Origin of the sequence: Rubrivivax gelatinosus, from assembly GCF_016583785.1 — a bacterium.
GTDB lineage: Bacteria > Pseudomonadota > Gammaproteobacteria > Burkholderiales > Burkholderiaceae_C > Rubrivivax > Rubrivivax gelatinosus_B.
Map to the genome: position 1 here is coordinate 1 of NZ_NRRU01000117.1, position 14408 is coordinate 14408.

Annotated in this window: 19 protein-coding genes; 10 read left to right on the top strand and 9 right to left on the bottom strand. The window is 71.0% G+C overall.

Features of this window, described 5'->3' with window-relative positions; all coding sequences use genetic code 11:
* The first annotated feature begins 290 nt into the window (after positions 1-290).
* A complete protein-coding gene (locus CKO43_RS22005) occupies positions 291-1016 on the top strand; it encodes a DUF2345 domain-containing protein (protein WP_200379972.1) in 726 nt (241 codons plus the stop codon).
* Positions 1017-1059: 43 nt separating this feature from the next.
* Here CKO43_RS22005 and CKO43_RS22010 read toward each other — a convergent pair whose 3' ends face one another.
* Both CKO43_RS22010 and CKO43_RS22015 read right to left on the bottom strand, forming a co-directional pair.
* The gene (locus tag CKO43_RS22010; RefSeq protein WP_200379973.1) at positions 1060-1254 is read right to left on the bottom strand and encodes a DUF3606 domain-containing protein; all 195 of its coding nucleotides are present in this window, start codon (positions 1252-1254) and stop codon (positions 1060-1062) included.
* 246 nt (positions 1255-1500) lie between these two features.
* Positions 1501-3327, bottom strand: a complete 1827-nt coding sequence (locus tag CKO43_RS22015) for an AMP-dependent synthetase/ligase (protein ID WP_200379974.1) — start codon at positions 3325-3327, stop codon at positions 1501-1503.
* A gap of 263 nt (positions 3328-3590) precedes the next feature.
* On the opposite strand from CKO43_RS22015, the gene CKO43_RS22020 reads away from it, so the two are divergent.
* The 7 genes from CKO43_RS22020 (at position 3591) to vapC (ending at position 8394) form a co-directional block, all read left to right on the top strand.
* Entirely contained in the window at positions 3591-4178 is a 588-nt protein-coding gene (locus tag CKO43_RS22020; protein WP_242481290.1) for a thermostable hemolysin, read from the top strand.
* Positions 4175-5629: an AMP-binding protein gene (locus CKO43_RS22025; RefSeq protein WP_200379976.1), complete on the top strand. Its 1455-nt coding sequence runs from the start codon at positions 4175-4177 to the stop codon at positions 5627-5629. The genes CKO43_RS22020 and CKO43_RS22025 overlap by 4 nt, the downstream gene beginning before the upstream one ends.
* A gap of 5 nt (positions 5630-5634) precedes the next feature.
* Complete coding sequence (locus CKO43_RS22030) at positions 5635-6306, top strand: TenA family transcriptional regulator (protein ID WP_200379977.1); 672 nt, start codon at positions 5635-5637, stop codon at positions 6304-6306.
* Positions 6303-7076 carry an SDR family oxidoreductase gene (locus CKO43_RS22035; protein ID WP_200379978.1) on the top strand — a complete coding sequence of 258 codons (774 nt, stop codon included), beginning with the start codon at positions 6303-6305 and terminating at the stop codon, positions 7074-7076. Before CKO43_RS22030 ends, CKO43_RS22035 begins: the two co-directional genes overlap by 4 nt.
* A complete protein-coding gene (locus CKO43_RS22040) occupies positions 7073-7732 on the top strand; it encodes a tetratricopeptide repeat protein (protein WP_200379979.1) in 660 nt (219 codons plus the stop codon). Before CKO43_RS22035 ends, CKO43_RS22040 begins: the two co-directional genes overlap by 4 nt.
* A gap of 69 nt (positions 7733-7801) precedes the next feature.
* Positions 7802-7996, top strand: a complete 195-nt coding sequence (locus CKO43_RS22045; RefSeq protein ID WP_200231402.1) for a type II toxin-antitoxin system VapB family antitoxin — start codon at positions 7802-7804, stop codon at positions 7994-7996.
* Complete coding sequence (vapC, locus tag CKO43_RS22050; protein WP_200379980.1) at positions 7993-8394, top strand: type II toxin-antitoxin system VapC family toxin; 402 nt, start codon at positions 7993-7995, stop codon at positions 8392-8394. Before CKO43_RS22045 ends, vapC begins: the two co-directional genes overlap by 4 nt.
* Before the next feature lie 44 nt (positions 8395-8438).
* On the opposite strand, the gene CKO43_RS22055 is transcribed toward vapC, so the two are convergent.
* Together CKO43_RS22055 and CKO43_RS22060 are read right to left on the bottom strand one after the other, a co-directional pair.
* Positions 8439-8795 carry a hypothetical protein gene (locus tag CKO43_RS22055; RefSeq protein ID WP_346728370.1) on the bottom strand — a complete coding sequence of 119 codons (357 nt, stop codon included), beginning with the start codon at positions 8793-8795 and terminating at the stop codon, positions 8439-8441.
* A gap of 157 nt (positions 8796-8952) precedes the next feature.
* Positions 8953-9315 (bottom strand): MerR family DNA-binding transcriptional regulator, encoded by a 363-nt coding sequence (locus CKO43_RS22060; protein WP_200231399.1) that lies wholly within the window; start codon positions 9313-9315, stop codon positions 8953-8955.
* A gap of 79 nt (positions 9316-9394) precedes the next feature.
* Here CKO43_RS22060 and CKO43_RS22065 point away from each other — a divergent pair, with 79 nt between their 5' ends.
* Complete coding sequence (locus tag CKO43_RS22065) at positions 9395-10231, top strand: aminotransferase class IV family protein (RefSeq protein ID WP_200379985.1); 837 nt, start codon at positions 9395-9397, stop codon at positions 10229-10231.
* A gap of 183 nt (positions 10232-10414) precedes the next feature.
* Here the strand turns inward: CKO43_RS22065 and CKO43_RS22070 are convergent, their stop codons facing one another.
* The 5 genes from CKO43_RS22070 to CKO43_RS22090 form a co-directional block, all read right to left on the bottom strand.
* A complete protein-coding gene (locus CKO43_RS22070) occupies positions 10415-10990 on the bottom strand; it encodes a GNAT family N-acetyltransferase (protein ID WP_200379981.1) in 576 nt (191 codons plus the stop codon).
* 34 nt (positions 10991-11024) lie between these two features.
* Positions 11025-11420 carry a GFA family protein gene (locus CKO43_RS22075; protein ID WP_200379982.1) on the bottom strand — a complete coding sequence of 132 codons (396 nt, stop codon included), beginning with the start codon at positions 11418-11420 and terminating at the stop codon, positions 11025-11027.
* Between the two features lie 99 nt (positions 11421-11519).
* Positions 11520-12290 carry a hypothetical protein gene (locus CKO43_RS25970; protein WP_242478109.1) on the bottom strand — a complete coding sequence of 257 codons (771 nt, stop codon included), beginning with the start codon at positions 12288-12290 and terminating at the stop codon, positions 11520-11522.
* Between the two features lie 34 nt (positions 12291-12324).
* Positions 12325-13341: an SDH family Clp fold serine proteinase gene (locus CKO43_RS22085; protein ID WP_200379983.1), complete on the bottom strand. Its 1017-nt coding sequence runs from the start codon at positions 13339-13341 to the stop codon at positions 12325-12327.
* A 147-nt stretch (positions 13342-13488) separates the two neighbouring features.
* Entirely contained in the window at positions 13489-13875 is a 387-nt protein-coding gene (locus tag CKO43_RS22090; protein ID WP_200231395.1) for a hypothetical protein, read from the bottom strand.
* 115 nt (positions 13876-13990) lie between these two features.
* Here CKO43_RS22090 and CKO43_RS22095 point away from each other — a divergent pair, with 115 nt between their 5' ends.
* Positions 13991-14278 carry a CopG family transcriptional regulator gene (locus CKO43_RS22095; protein ID WP_200379984.1) on the top strand — a complete coding sequence of 96 codons (288 nt, stop codon included), beginning with the start codon at positions 13991-13993 and terminating at the stop codon, positions 14276-14278.
* Positions 14279-14408 lie beyond the last annotated feature (130 nt).

Consider the following 14408-nt stretch of genomic DNA (forward strand, 5'->3'; position numbering starts at 1 on the left):
GCGTGCAATCGCCGCCGGCCTGCGCCTCGGCCGTCGCCGCACCGCTGCCCGTCAGCGCCTTTGCTGTTGCCGCGCCGCTGCCGGCCGGCGCCGTTATCGGCGGGCAAACGCTGCCGACCGGCACTTCTGCCGGGCCGCAAGAGCGGCCGGCCGGGACCTCCGTCGATGTGCCACAGCTGTCGCCTGGCGCCACCACCGACCTCCAACCCCCGGCGGCCACTGACGCCCCTGGCTCACACCCGCTGCCGGCCGGCCCGCAGCCGCTGCCGGACGAAGCCGGCTACGCGCGCATGGCCGACGCCCGCCTGGTGTTCGGCAGCGAGGCCGGCCTGGTCCTGTCGAGCGACGCCGACCTGGTGCTGTCCGCCGGCGCGGCCATGGTTTCGGTCGCCGACGGCGAGCTGCACGAAACCGCCGTGCAGCAGGCGGCGCTGGCCGCCGGCGGCGCGCTGCAGCTGAGCAGTGGCGATGGCGGGCTGAGTCTGGTCGCCGCTGCCGGCGACGTCTCGCTGCGCGCCCATGCCGGCCCGCTGACGCTGCGCTGCGACGGCGCGTTGCGCATCCAGGCGCACGGCGACGAACTGCGCGTGGTCGCGCGCCAGCGCCTGGCGCTGTGCGCCGGGGGCTCGGCGATCGTGCTCGACGGGGCCGACATCCGGCTCACGACCCCCGGCGTGCTCGAGGTTGCCGCCGCGGCACACCGCTTCCCCGGCCCGGCGCGTGTGGCCGCGCACCTGCCGGCGCTGCCCGACCAACTGCCTGGCCGGCCGCCGAACTGGATCGAGATCGAACACCACGACGCCGACGGCCGGCCCTTCGCCGGCCAGCGCTACACCATCCACTTCGCCGGCGGCACGACGATCCAGGGCCGGCTCGACGGCGAAGGCCAGGCGCGCCACGAGGCCGTGCCCGAGAAGGCCGAACGTGTCGTCTACGAGCCGCGCGACCCCGGGCCGGTGCCGCCCTGGCCGCCGCTGCAGGAACTGGTCGACGCGGTGCGCGAGCGCCTGGGCTGAAGATTCTTCGGCGTTCTCGCCTGCGCAAGGCCTCCGCCCGCGTTCAACCAGCCCCGGCGCTGGCTCCCTGGTCCAGCAGGTGGCGCTGCACGTCGGCGACACGCGGGCCGACGGCGAGCACGGCTTCCTCGATCTGCGCCGCGGTGATGCCGAAGTGATCGGCCCAGTGTTTGACCGCCTCGTCATCCTGGGTGTCGATGGTGTCGTCGGGCGCGGGGGCAGGGGTGTCGGGTTCCATGGCCCTGCGGGGCAAGGGTCGTGCCGATCGTGCGGGGCATCGCCTTCGTCGTTCTTGCGTCCGGGATCAGTGTGCTGGCGCAGCGCAGCCACCAGGGTGCGCGGCAGGGCGGCATACCGACCTCGCTCTGCGGCCCGCTTGGCAACGCCGCACTCGCCGAGCAGTCGGCCGCCGCCAGCCAGGCCTTGCTGGCGCGCAGCGCGACGCTGGGGCGCGCGGTCGGGTCTTCCGCGTCGGTGGCTGAGCTCAGCGCCGGTACAGCGCCTCGACCTGTTCGCCGTAACGCGCCTGGAGGTTGTTGCGCTTGAGCTTCAGCGTCGGCGTGATCATCGTGCTCTCGATGGTCCAGGCGTCGGTGCTGAGCCACACCGCACGCGGCTGCGCGTAGTGCGGGAACGAGGCCGTGGCGGCGCGGATGCGCACCAACGCCGCCTCGCGTGCGGCGTGCGTCTGCAGCGACTGCGGGTCCTGCGGGTCCAGCCCCAGCGAACGGGCCAGCTTGTCCCAGTGCCCGGCGGCCAGCACGACGATGCAGCCGATGAAGGGCCGGTTGTCGCCGAAGGCCCAGGCCTGCTCGAACAGCGGGTCGGCGACGATCGCCATCTCCAGGTCGGTGGGTGCGATCTTCTCGCCGGTGGCGGTGACGATGATCTCCTTGACGCGGCCGACGATGCGGATGCGCCCGCCCTCGATCGCCGCCTGGTCGCCGGTGTGCAGCCAGCCGCCTTCGAGCGCGCGCGCCGTGTCCTCCGGGCGGTTCCAGTAGCCGCGCATCACGTTCGCGCCGCGCACCAGCAGCTCGCGGTTCTCGCCGATGCGCACCTCCACGCCGTCCAGCGGCCGGCCGACCGTCGCCGGGTCGTTGTCCTCGGGCGTGTTGCAGCTGATCACGGGCGAACTCTCGGTCATGCCGTAACCCTGCACGATCGGCAGGCCCAGGCCGATGAAGCAGCGGGCGATCGGCGCCGACAGCGCCGCGCCGCCGCTCACCGCCAGCCGCAGCCGGCCGCCGAACTGCGCCTGCAGCGGCGCGCCCACACGCTGGCGCAGCAGCGGCCAGACCAGCGTGTCCAGCGCCGCCGGCACGTGGCCGGGCACCGGCAGGCCTTGTTCGCGGCAGAAGCGCCGCCAGCCCACCGCCTGCGCCCAGCCGAAGATGCGCCGCTTGGCCGGCGCGGGCTCCAGCATCGTCTGCAGCCGCGTGAACACCCGTTCGTAGATGCGCGGCACCGAGATCAGCAGCGTCGGCCGCACCGCCTTCAGGTCCTCGGGCAGGTGCTGCGTCGAACGCGCGAAGGCCACCGCCGCGCCGGCCGCGATCGGCAGGTAGTAGCCGGCGCTGCGCTCGAAGGTGTGCGACAGCGGCAGGAAGGACAGGAAGACGTCGTCGGGCCGCGGCGCGATGCGCGCCAGCACCGCCTTCACGTTGGCCATCACGTTGTGATGCGTCAGCATCACGCCCTTGGGTTTGCCGGTGGTGCCCGAGGTGTAGACCAGCGCCGCCAGGTCTTCGGCCTCGGGTGCGGCGGGTGCCGGCCGCGGCGCCGCGGCGTCGCCGCGCGCCAGCCAATCGGCCAGCGACAGGATCTCGGGGCCACCGCGCGACGGCGGCGTCTCGCCGTCGCGTTCGCGGATCACGACCTGGCGCAGCGTCGCCGGCAGCACGCCGCAGCCGGCGATCGCGCGCCACTGGCCCTCGGTCTGCGCGACCAGCAGCTCGGCGCCGCTGTCGGCCAGGATGTAGGCGATGGACAGCGGGTTGTCGAGCGCATGCATCGGCAGCGGCACGCAGGCGCGCGCCAGCGCCGCCTGGTCCAGCGTCACCGCGTCGACACCGTTGGGCAGCAGGATCGCGATGCGTGCACCACGCGCCGGCGCCAGCGTGTCCAGCGCCGCGGCATAACGCGCCACGTGGGCGCCGAAGCGGCGCCAGCTCCAGGGGATCCAGCCGCGCCCGTCCTCGTGTTCGCGGTAGGCCTCGGCTTCGGGTGTCAGCGCGATGCGCCAGCGCAGCAGTTCGGGCAGCGTGCGCACGGTGGCGAGATCGACGGCGGGAAGGTTGTGCGTTGACATGCCGCAAGCATCTGATTTTTCGAACGATCGTTCGATTCTGTCAGGCCTGGGCCGCGCCGGCACGGTGGCCCGCGGCCGGGCTGGGGAACCGGGGCCGGCGCTTGCGCGCCACCTGTGACGATGCTCACGAGTGCCGGGCCGGACGGGCGCGCCAGTTAATGCCGCGCTAATCGCCGGCGACGAGCATGGCTCCTGTCAGCTGCCGCATCCCGCGGCGGCGTACGAGGGGAGTGTGCATGCCGAGCATGCTGCGGGAGCCGTCGATGAGCAGCGTCCAGCGTCCAGGTGCCCAAGCGCGCCTGCGCGTCTATCCGGGCGAGGCCGGCGGCCGCCACCAGGTCGAGGCGCTGGTGCGCCGGGTCTACCGCGAGCGCTACCGTGCCGAGGTGCGCGAGTTCGCGCCGGCGATGGTCGGCCTGCACGACAGCGCCGGCGCCCTGGTCGCCGCCGCCGGCTACCGGCCGGCCCGCGACGGTGCGCTGTTCCTCGAGCGTTATCTGGACGCGCCGGTCGAGGCGCTGCTGGGCGAGCCGGTCGAGCGTGCGCGCATCGTCGAAGTCGGCCACCTGGCCGCCGCGCGGGCCGGCGAAGGCCGCCGCCTCATCACGCGCATCGGCCCGCATCTGGCCGAGCAGGGTTACGACTGGGTCGTGTGCACGCTCACCGTCGAGCTGCGCCACCTCTTCGTGCGCCTGGGCATCGCGCCGGTGACGCTGGGCGTGGCCGACCCCGACCTGCTGGGTGCCGACGCCGCCCGCTGGGGCAGCTACTACGACCACCGGCCGCTGGTGCTGGCCGGGCGGCTGGACACCGCGATCGCGCGCTTCAAGCGCCGCGGGGGCCAGCTGTGAGGCCGGCGCTGATCGACACGCGCCGCGCCTGGAGCGCCGCCGAACTGGATGCCGAGGCCGCGGCCGCCGCCACCTGGCTGCGGCGCGAAGGCACGCAGGTGCTGGCGACGCTGCTGGACAACGGCCCCGGTTTCGTCGTGCTGGACGAAGCCGCGCGTGCCGCCGGCGTCGTGCACGTGCCGCTGCCGCTGTTCTTCGACGCCGCGATGCTGCGCCACGTGCTGGCCTCGGCCGGCGTCGACATGCTGGTTGCCGCGGCGGCGCTGGCGCCGCGTTTTGCGCTCGACTGGGAGCCGCTGGTGATGGACGGCGAGGCGCTGGTCTGCGCCCGGCTGCCGGCGTTGCGGCCGCAGCTGCCGGCGGGCACGGCCAAGATCACCTACACCTCGGGCAGCACCGGCACGCCCAAGGGCGTGTGCCTGACGGTCGCGGCGATGGACGCTGTCGCCGACGGCCTGGTGCAGGCGCTGGCGCCGCTGGCCATCGAACGCCACCTGAACGCGCTGCCGTTCGCGGTGCTGCTGGAGAACGTCGCCGGGCTGATGGCGCCGCGGCGCCAGGGCAGCAGCGTCGTCGCGCTGCCGCTGGCCGAAGTCGGCCTCAGCGGCTCGTCCAGCTTCGACCCGGCGCTGCTGCAGGCTGCGGTCGAGCGCCACCAGGCGCAGAGCCTGATCCTGCTGCCGCAGATGCTGCGTGCCTGGTGCGGCTGGCTCGCCGCCACCGGGCGGCGCGCGCCCGAGAGCCTGCGTTTCGTCGCCGTCGGCGGCGCCGCGGTCGGCGCCCCGGTGCTGGCCGCCGCGCGTGCGCTCGGCCTGCCGGCCTATGAGGGTTACGGCCTGTCCGAAGGTGCTTCGGTGCAGACGCTGAACCTGCCCGGCGCCGACCGCCCCGGCAGCGCCGGCCGGCCGCTGCCGCACGCCGGCCTGCGCCTGGCCGCCGACGGCGAGATCCAGATCCAGGGCAGCCTGTTCGCCGGCTACGTCGGCGAAACCGGGCGCAGCAGTGGCGACTGGTGGCCCAGCGGCGACCTGGGGCGCGTCGATGAAGCCGGCTTCGTGCACGTCGTCGGCCGCAAGAAGAACCTGCTGATCACCGGCTACGGCCGCAACGTCTCGCCTGAATGGCCCGAGACCGCGCTGCGCTGCCACCCGGCGGTGGCGCAGGCGGTGGTGCTGGGCGACGGCGAACCGGCGCTGGTGGCCGTGCTCTGGCCGTCTTCGGCCGCGGTCGACAACGCCCAGCTCGCCGCCGCAGTGGCCGCCGCCAACGCCGCATTGCCCGACTACGCCCGCGTCGCACGCTGGACACGCGGCGCCGCCGCCTTCGACGCCGCCTCGGGCCTGGCCACCGCCAACGGCCGCCCGCGCCGCGACACCATCCTCGAGCGCCACGCCGCCGCCCTCGGGCTGCAGCCGGCCGGCTCGCCCGCCACCGTCTCCACTACCAGCTGACCACCATGGGATTCCACGCCACCCTGCTCGAACAGAGCGCCGACGCCCGCAACACGCTGCTGGCCACGCCCATCATCCAGGGCGCGCTGCGCGGCCAGGTCGCGCTGCCGAGCTACGTCGCCTTTCTGCGCGAAGCCTTCCACCACGTGCGCCACACGGTGCCGCTGCTGAAGGCGCTGCGCGACCAGCTGCCGCCGCATCACGCCTGGCTGGAAGGGCCGCTGGACGAATACATCGAGGAAGAGGCTGGCCACGACGAGTGGATCCTCGAAGACATCGCCGCCTGCGGCGTCGACGCCGAAGCCGTGCGCCACGGCCAGCCCGGCGTCGCCACCGAGCTGATGGTGGCCTACGCCTACGACACCATCGCGCGCCGCAACCCGCTGGGTTTTTTCGGCATGGTGCTGGTGCTGGAAGGCACCAGCGTGGCGCTGGCGCTGCATGCCGCCGACGCGATCCAGCAAGGCCTGGCGCTGCCCGACTCGGCCTTCAGCTACCTGCGTTCGCACGGCACGCTGGACCAGGAGCACGTGCAGCACTTCGAGCTGCTGATGGACCAGATCCACGACCCGGCCGACCAGGCCGCGATCGTGCACGCGGCGCGGGTCTTCTACCGCCTGTACGGCGAGGTCTTCGCCAGCCTGCCGCTGCCGCAAGCCGTAGCGGAGGCCGCATGAAGGCCGGCCAGGCGCGGGTGCTGCTGACCGGCGCGGCCGGCGGCATCGGCCGGGCGATGGTGGAAGCGCTGACGGCGCGCGGCGCGCAGGTGCTGGGTGTCGGCCGCGGTGCCGACGGCCCCGGCGCCGCCTGGCTGCAGGCCGACGTGACGACGGCCGAAGGCCAGCAGTCCATCGTGCGTGCGGCCGCCGGCTGGAACGCCAACGTCGTCGTGCATGCCGCCGGCGTGCCCGCCTTCGGCCCGCTGGCCGGCGTGCCGGCCGAGCGCCTGCAGCAGGTGCTGACGACCAACCTGCTGGCGCCGATGCAGCTGACGCAGGCGCTGCTGCCGCAGCTGCAGCGCCTGCCGCGTGCGCAGATCGTTTTCGTCGGCTCGGTGCTGGGGCGCATCGGCCTGCCCGGTTTTTCGGTCTACGGCGCGAGCAAGGCCGGGCTGCAGGGTTTTGCCGAAGCCCTGCGGCGCGAACTGGGTGATGAGCCTGTGCGGGTGCAGCTGCTGGCGCCGCGCACCACGCGCACCGGCTTCAACGACGCCGCCGCCCAGGCCTACAACGACGCCACCGGCGCTGCCAGCGACACGCCCGAGCAGGTGGCGGCGGCGCTGGTCGAACTGATCGAGAGCGAAGCCGCCGAGCGCACGCTGGGTGGTGCCGAGCGTGTGTTCGCGCGCCTGAACGGGCTGCTGGGTGCACGCATGGACTCGGGCTTCGCCAAACACCGCCGCAGCCTTGCGGCCCCTGCCAAACCGATACCGGGACACCGCTCATGAACAACCGCCGCAACGCCATCCGCACCGTCATCGCCGCCATCGCCGCGGCCGCCGCCTGGGCGGCGGTGCCGGCCGCGCAGGCCGCTCCGGTGGACGACGCCGTCACCGCGCTGCAGCACGACTGGGAAGTCATCCGCTACCAGACGCCGCCGGCCGAACGCGAGAAACGTTTCGAGACCCTGGCCGTCAACGCGCACAAGGTCAGCGAGAGTTTCCCGGGCCGCGCCGAGCCGCTGGTCTGGGAAGGCATCGTCGTCAGCTCGCTGGCCGGCGAGAAGGGCGGGCTGGGCGCGCTGGGCCTGGTCAAGCAGGCCAAGGCGCTGTACGAACGTGCGATCCAGATCGACGGCAACGTGCTCGAAGGTTCGGCCTACAACAGCCTGGGCGTGCTGTACTACAAGGTGCCGGGCTGGCCGCTGGGCTTTGGCGACAAGGCGCGTGCCGGCCAGATGCTGCAGAAGGCGCTGGCGCTGAACCCGCAGGGCATAGACGCCAACTTCTTCTACGGCGAGTACCTGGTCGAGACCGACCACGAGACCGACGCCGTGACCTATCTGCAGCGCGCCATCGACGCGCCGCCGCGGCCGGGGCGGCAGATCGCCGACGCCGGGCGGCGCGAAGAGGCGCGGCAACTGCTCGGGAAGATCAAGCGCTGAGGGTGGGTGGCTCGCGCCTGGTGCCGTTCGTTCGGCCTATGATGTGTACGAACTGGTTCGGGAGTACACATGCGCACCAACATCGTGATCGACGACGAGTTGATGGAAGCCACGCTGAAGGCCACCGGCCTGAAGACCAAGCGTGAGGCCGTCGAAGCCGGGCTGCGCACGCTGCTGCGCCTGCAGCAGCAGACGGAATTGCGCAGGCTGCGCGGCCAGTACGAATGGGTCGGCGACCTGGACGCGATGAGGCGCGACGCATGATCCTGGTCGATTCCAGCGTCTGGATCGACTTCTTCCGCGGCACGCCCAGCGTGCAGGCCGAGTGGCTGGACCGCCATCTCGGCCTGGAGCGTTTCGCCGTCGGCGACCTGATCCTGGCCGAGGTGCTGCAGGGCTTCAAAGACGAGCGCGGCTTCGATGAGGCGCGGCGGCTGCTCGGCCGGCTGGAGCAGGTCGAGATCGCGGGTTTTGCCGTGGCTGTGGAAGCGGCGCGCCTGTATCGCCAGCTGCGTGCGGCCGGTGTCAACGTGCGCGGCACGGTCGACATGCTGATCGCGACGCGCTGCCTGGTCGACGGGCTCGTGCTGCTGCACGACGACCGGGACTTCGATGCCTTCGAAACCCGGCTCGGGCTGCAGGTCGTGGACTGCAGGGTCTGACCAGCGGCATCGGGGCGGCTGGCATTTCGGGCAGCCGCCGGGTGTCAGTCGGGACGGCGCCGGACCATGGCGCCCGCAGCGCCGGCGTCGGCCTCGTCGACCGTCTTCAGCTTGCGCAGGAAGGCCGGCGCCACGTTCCACTGCGCGCCGGTTTCGGTGATCACGGTGACCGTCTTGCGGTTGTACTTGGTGATGATCCCGAACAGCAGCGGATGCCCGTCGGGCTGGAACGACACCTTCTCGCCGACGCGGAAGTCGAGCATCTGCACGTGCGCCTTCATGTCGTGCAGCAGCTTCAGCCGCGCGACGATGCGGCGGTTCAGGTCGACGAGTTCGGCTTCGTTCAGGGTGTCGATGTCGATGCGCATGGCGGGCGGGATGCCGAAGTCTGCCTCAGGCACCGCCGCGGCCTGAGTGAGCCGGTGACCGGGACACTACGAGGCGGGCGCGAGCAGGCTACGTCGCGGCGAAGAAGCTGGCGCCGACGTGCAGCAACTGCAGGTCTGCGGCGTCTGGCGCGTGGGGGGCAATGACCGGCGCGCATGAACCCGTTCCGGGTCAAACACGAGCGTCCCTTTCGACTCCGCTGAGATAACTCGCCACGATCTCTCTGCTCTGGGCCAGGTCGCGCAGTTTTGCGTCGAGCTTCTGAACCTCGCGGCGCAATGCATCCCGAACGTCCTGGCAGGGAGCGAACGCCGGCTGACCGTCGAGCATGCAGGGCAGCAGCACCCGGATGGTCTCGATCTTCAAACCGGATGCGCTGAGCAGACGGATGCGTTGCGCCGCGAGCAGTTCCGGCTCGCCGTAATCGCGGTACCCGGACTCGGTGCGCGCCGGGCGCAGCAGACCTTCCTGTTCGTAGTAGCGAAGCATCCTGACGCTGATGTCGACCTGCTTCGCCAGATCTCCGATGCGCACCGGCAATCTCCTCTTGACCTTGACAACGCTGTCAGAGTTTAGCCTTGCGCCGTGTTCTACAGAATCGAACCCGGAAGTCATGAATGAAGAAGCGACTCATGTTGTTCAGCGCAACGGCCAAACCGCGGCCCGTGAAGCGCTGATACCGCTCGCGTTCGCGGGCCACGCTCATTTCACGGCGATGCAGGTGCGTGGCGGCAAGGTCCGTGGCCTGGACCTTCATCTGGCGCGGTTGCGGGACGCCTCGGTGCAGCTGTTCGGGCAGGCCCTTCCCGACCACCAGGTATTGGCCTATCTGAGAAGTGCGGTGGAAGCCGGGCCGGGTGAGCTGTCGCTGACGGCGACCGTGTATTCCCCCGAGGGGGAGTTCGTACCTGCCCCTGCCGACGCGAAGCCGGCGGTCCTGATCCGCACAGGTCCGCCGGCCTCGGGTCCGGCGGGCCCGCTGCGACTGCAAGTGTTTGAGTACGAGCGCGTGCTTCCAGCCGTGAAGCACGTTGGCGAAGTCGCCAAGACCTACTTCCTCCGCCGGGCTGTAGCGCAAGGTTTCGACGACGCCGCCTTCGTTGATAGATATGGCCGCATCAGCGAAGGCTCGATCTGGAACCTGGCCTTCTGGGACGGCAGCGCGGTGGTGTGGCCCGTGGCGCAAATGCTGGGCGGCACCACGATGGCGATCGTTCGCCGGCAGCTGGACCGGCTGGGCGTACCCCAACGCGAACAAGTCGTCACGCTGGCCGATCTGGCGAGCATGGCAGGTGCCTTGGTCATGAACTCATGGACGCCTGGCGTCGCGGTGCATGGGATCGGCCCCACGGCGCTGCCCGAAGCACCGGATTTCGTGACTTTGCTGCACCGCGCCTACGAACTCGATCCTCTGACTTCGCTGGTGCCGCCTGACAGCCCGTGGCAATGAAGCCGGCCGCAGCCAGATTGTCGGTCGGGCATCCTGCGGCTCCTGCAGCCGGCGATTGAGAACGAGGCCAGCCCATGCTGGCGTCAGTTGTTGCGTATCCAGGCGACCGCGATGCAGCCGCCGTTCGGGCTGAAGCTGAGCCAGGGCGCTGAATCGCGCTCCCGGCGGCGCCTGTCGCTGCCCTCAGCCCAGCGCCTTTCGCACGAGCACGCTGCCGTACTCACCGGGCCGGTGCACGGTGAAACCGGCGGCCAGGAACATCGACATCGGCCCGTAGTGGTTCTCGGCGTCGCCGCCGATGTCGGGTTTGGGCGCGGCCTCGGCCAGCGTCATGCCCTGGCGGCGCAGTTCGGCGCAGGCGGCGTCCAGCAGCGCGGTGGCGACGCCGGTGCGGCGCTGCGCCGGAGCGACGACGAAGCAGGTGATCTGGCCCAGGCGCGCAGCGTCGGGGTCGGGCTCGTCGGCGAAGGCGTCGAGCAGCGCGCGCGGCGCCGCGTTGCACCAGCCGACGACATGGCCGTCGCGGTAGGCGAGCAGGCCGCGCATCGTGCCGGCGTCGATGCGTGCGCAGGCGGCGGCGCGGTTCTCGTTGCCGGTGCGCGAGGGCCAGTGCACGCGCGTGTGGTCGACGTAGAGGAACTGGCAGTAGCAGCTGCGCCAGCGCGGGTTGTCGGCGAAGGCCGGGCCCTCGAAGAAGGCGAGGAAGTCGGCCAGGCGCTCGGGGCCCAGCGGGTGGATCTCGATCGGCGGGTGCGACATGGCGGCACTCTAGCGAGCGCGCCTGGCACGAGCGTCAGGGAATGTGCTCGGCGTCGGGCGGCGGCTGCACCCAGCCGCGTTTGCGGGTTTCGTAGACCGAGACGGTGGGCGCCGGGAAGCCGGGGTCGGCGAAGGCACCGACGGGGATGGCGATGGCCTCGGGCATCTCGTCGAAGCGGTAGAAGACCGTCGCGCCGCAAACGGGGCAGAAGTGGAAGCGGGCGCACGAACCTTCGTCGCCGATGCGCACGAACTCGGTCGAGGCGCCGCAGACGACGACGTCCTCGCGCCGGAAGCGCGCCTGCTGCCCGAACACGCTGCCGGTGCGGCGCTGGCAGGCCAGGCAGTGGCAGATCGAGACGCGCACCGGCTCGCCGGTCACCGTGGCGGTGAGGCGGCCGCAGGAGCAGGAGGCGAGGCGGGTGGGCATGGCGGAAGGTCCGAGGGTGGCGTCAGTCTGCCTGACGGCCGGGCCGCATGGCGTGTCGCAGCCGTGCTCATGGACTCCTGGCCGCCGCTGCCGGTGATGTCACGCCGCGGGGCGCTGCAACGACGGACGGCGCAGCAGAAACACGATGGCGCCGACGGGCAGCGCGATCGTGAAGATCCACGGCGCGTACGGCCCGCTCTTCGTGAAACCCGAACCGAGCAGCAGGAAGCTCAGCGGCTGCACACCCCAGTCGCCGGTGCTCCAGTTGAACTGGAACTGCATCAGGCCGACGGCTACGAACAGCAGCCAGAGCCACTTGCGGCGGGGGAACCTGGTGCGCGCACACAGCACGAGCGCGTACAGCACGAACAGCGGGATCGAGACCGCCAAGGCCAGCACCAGGTAGTGCAGCGGCCCCTTGCCGTCGAGCGTGAAGCGGTTCTCCTCTTCGAGCGACTGATTGCGCGGCACGAAGTTGATGCCCTTGAGCAGCAGCTTGTCGTCGCGCCGTTCCATGACCACCGCCGCGAGCAGCCGGGTGTTCGGGTACTCGTACTCGAGGGTGATCTCGTACGTCGTGACGGCGCCGGCCATCAGCGTGTGGGCGCCGACGGTCCTCACCGCCGTCGGCGGGCCTGGCGGCAGCATCCGGCTCATCTCCTCCAGGCGCGGCACCATGTCCGGTGTCTTCAGTGCGGGGTCCATGGCCTCGTCGATGGCCGCGTAGTCGCGGGCCGCGATCTTCGCCACGAAGACCTGCGCCTGGCGGGCTTCTTCCTTGGGGATGAGGCGGTCGAAGACGGCATTCTGGTCGCAGCCGGAGAGGAGGGCGGCGAGCAGCGTGAGCAGGGCGATCAGGCGTGCGTGCATGGGGCGGGCCGGCCTTGCGCTTGCCGGGGCGCGGCTATGCCACGTGCATGATGCTGCGGTGCAGCCGGCCCCGGATGCGGGCGATGCGCCGCCAGCTGCTCTCGTCGTTCATCGTGATCCAGCGCCGCTCCTCGCTGCGATAGAACCAGTCCTTGTCGTGCTGGTAGAAGACCTGGAGATCCGGGCCTTCGAGGATGTTCAGGATCTCGTTGCCGTGGGCGCGGATCTCGTCGAAGTCGGTGGTCGCCTTCTGCCCCATCTCGCTGTACAGGCGGTTCAGCTCCAGCAGCAGCGCGTTGACCTCGGGTTCCAGCGGCGTGGTCCTCAGGCCGATCTTGCGTGCCTCGTTCAGCAGGATGGGATAGCTGTGCGAGGGGTACTTGGAGTTCAGCGTCGCGGCGATCTCGTGGGCGCGGGCCTCGTCGGTGATGTGATAGGCCAGCAGTTCCCGGCACAGCATCACCGACAGCGACTCCGCCCGGTCGATCGCGCCTATGACGAGCGGGTGGACGAAGGAGAACAGGCTCTTGTACGGGTTCTCGGTCGAGTCGTGCTGCTCGCTGCGCCAGCGGCGGATCACGCGGTTCAGCTCGTCGAGGCTGACGCTGACGCGGTCGTTGTCGCGGTCGACCGGCGACAGCGCGTGGTTCAGCGAGGTGTCCACGGCGGTGAGGAAAGCCGTCGGCCCCATCCGGATCTCGTCGGCGCCGAGCGTGATCATCGTTGCCGCGGAGGCGCATTCCAGCGGAATCAGCGCGACGAGCCGGCGGCAATGTTGCCGCAGCAGGTTGACGAAGCGCAGCGAGACCTGGCCGCTGCCGCCATCGGACTTGATGAAGAGATGGATCGTCTCGTGCCAGCCGAGCTTGCCGAGGATCTCGTTGAGGGCGATGACGTCGCTGCCGCAGACCGAGCCGCGCGGGTTGTTCCAGTACGTCACCAGCGGCCCGCCCACCAGGGCGCTGACGCGGGCGATGACCGACTGCGTCTTGGCGAAGAGGACGGGAGGCTGCTTGATTTTGCGTGCCGGCGGGGTCTCGGGGGTGCTCATGAATGTGGTTCTGAAAGTAGCGTCTGGCGCTGCGGGGCGGCGACGGGATGGTGACTTCTTCGGTGCCGGGCGGGTTTGCGCTGACCGGCTGTTCTTGACGGCGACTGGCCCGCAACTGGGTGGTCGCCGCGTACAAGGTGGCGGGGCTCAGCCGGGTGCCGCTCCCGATGTCGCGGAGCCTGACGCGGCTGGCTTGGGGTCATCATGTCCCGGCGTGCCGCTGGTCAAGCACTGCGCACGTTCTTCGAGCCAGTAGGCGACGTTGCCCACGACCGCGACGCCCCCGGACACGACGACGGAGCCGACGGCGAGCAGGCCATATCCGGCCAGGAGCCCGGTGCATTCCGCGTTGCCGCGGCACTGGCCGAGCGCCTGCACCTGCTGGGATTCCAGCGTGACGCGCTTTTCGACGGCCTTGCACTCGGCGTTGTACGTCCGGGTGGTGCGCGGCACGACCATGCAGCCGGAGACGATGCTGGAGAGAAGCAGCGCAAAAGCCAGCTTGCGGGCGAGAGAGGTGAGGGTTTCGTGCACGGAAGGGGATGCGGGGGGTGTCCCGGAGATTGTCTGGGGTGACGTGAGCGAGAAGCTTGAGGTTCGTGTCGGGTTCCGGGGGATTCCTGCGCTGCCTTGATGACAACCGGGCTGGGTGCGGCTCGAACGCGCGAAGTGCGTGCGCGCGTGTCGCCTGGGAGGTGTGCTCGGCGCCGGGCGATGGCGCTGCATGCCGCAGCGCAGCTCGCACTGGCTGATGCGCGAGGCGATCAAGCAGTACGTGGACCGTGAGGAGATGCGCGAGGCCTTCCGGCAGGACACGCTCAAGGCCTGGGAAACGTACCGCGCCACAGGACTGCATCTGCCGGCCGACGAGGCCGATGCCTGGCTGGCGAAGCTCGAACAGCGCGACGACGTCGAACCTCCGGCATGCCACGGCTGATCCGCTGCCGTCGCCCGGTTGCAAAAGCCCTGGCGCGTGAAATCGAGTTCGGACCGTCTCCAGGCGTGATACGCCTACCGTCCAGTCAGGTCCTGACCTGGCCCGCCGCGCCCCACCCGCGCCACGACCC

Coding starts and splice junctions, on each gene's coding strand:
- CKO43_RS22005 (WP_200379972.1), top strand. CDS start 291: ATGGCCGACGCCCGCCTGGTGTTCGGCAGCGAGGCCGGCCTGGTCCTG.
- CKO43_RS22010 (WP_200379973.1), bottom strand. CDS start 1,254: ATGGAACCCGACACCCCTGCCCCCGCGCCCGACGACACCATCGACACC.
- CKO43_RS22015 (WP_200379974.1), bottom strand. CDS start 3,327: ATGTCAACGCACAACCTTCCCGCCGTCGATCTCGCCACCGTGCGCACG.
- CKO43_RS22020 (WP_242481290.1), top strand. CDS start 3,591: ATGAGCAGCGTCCAGCGTCCAGGTGCCCAAGCGCGCCTGCGCGTCTAT.
- CKO43_RS22030 (WP_200379977.1), top strand. CDS start 5,635: ATGGGATTCCACGCCACCCTGCTCGAACAGAGCGCCGACGCCCGCAAC.
- CKO43_RS22035 (WP_200379978.1), top strand. CDS start 6,303: ATGAAGGCCGGCCAGGCGCGGGTGCTGCTGACCGGCGCGGCCGGCGGC.
- CKO43_RS22040 (WP_200379979.1), top strand. CDS start 7,073: ATGAACAACCGCCGCAACGCCATCCGCACCGTCATCGCCGCCATCGCC.
- CKO43_RS22045 (WP_200231402.1), top strand. CDS start 7,802: ATGCGCACCAACATCGTGATCGACGACGAGTTGATGGAAGCCACGCTG.
- vapC (WP_200379980.1), top strand. CDS start 7,993: ATGATCCTGGTCGATTCCAGCGTCTGGATCGACTTCTTCCGCGGCACG.
- CKO43_RS22065 (WP_200379985.1), top strand. CDS start 9,395: ATGAATGAAGAAGCGACTCATGTTGTTCAGCGCAACGGCCAAACCGCG.
- CKO43_RS22070 (WP_200379981.1), bottom strand. CDS start 10,990: ATGTCGCACCCGCCGATCGAGATCCACCCGCTGGGCCCCGAGCGCCTG.
- CKO43_RS22075 (WP_200379982.1), bottom strand. CDS start 11,420: ATGCCCACCCGCCTCGCCTCCTGCTCCTGCGGCCGCCTCACCGCCACG.
- CKO43_RS25970 (WP_242478109.1), bottom strand. CDS start 12,290: ATGCACGCACGCCTGATCGCCCTGCTCACGCTGCTCGCCGCCCTCCTC.
- CKO43_RS22085 (WP_200379983.1), bottom strand. CDS start 13,341: ATGAGCACCCCCGAGACCCCGCCGGCACGCAAAATCAAGCAGCCTCCC.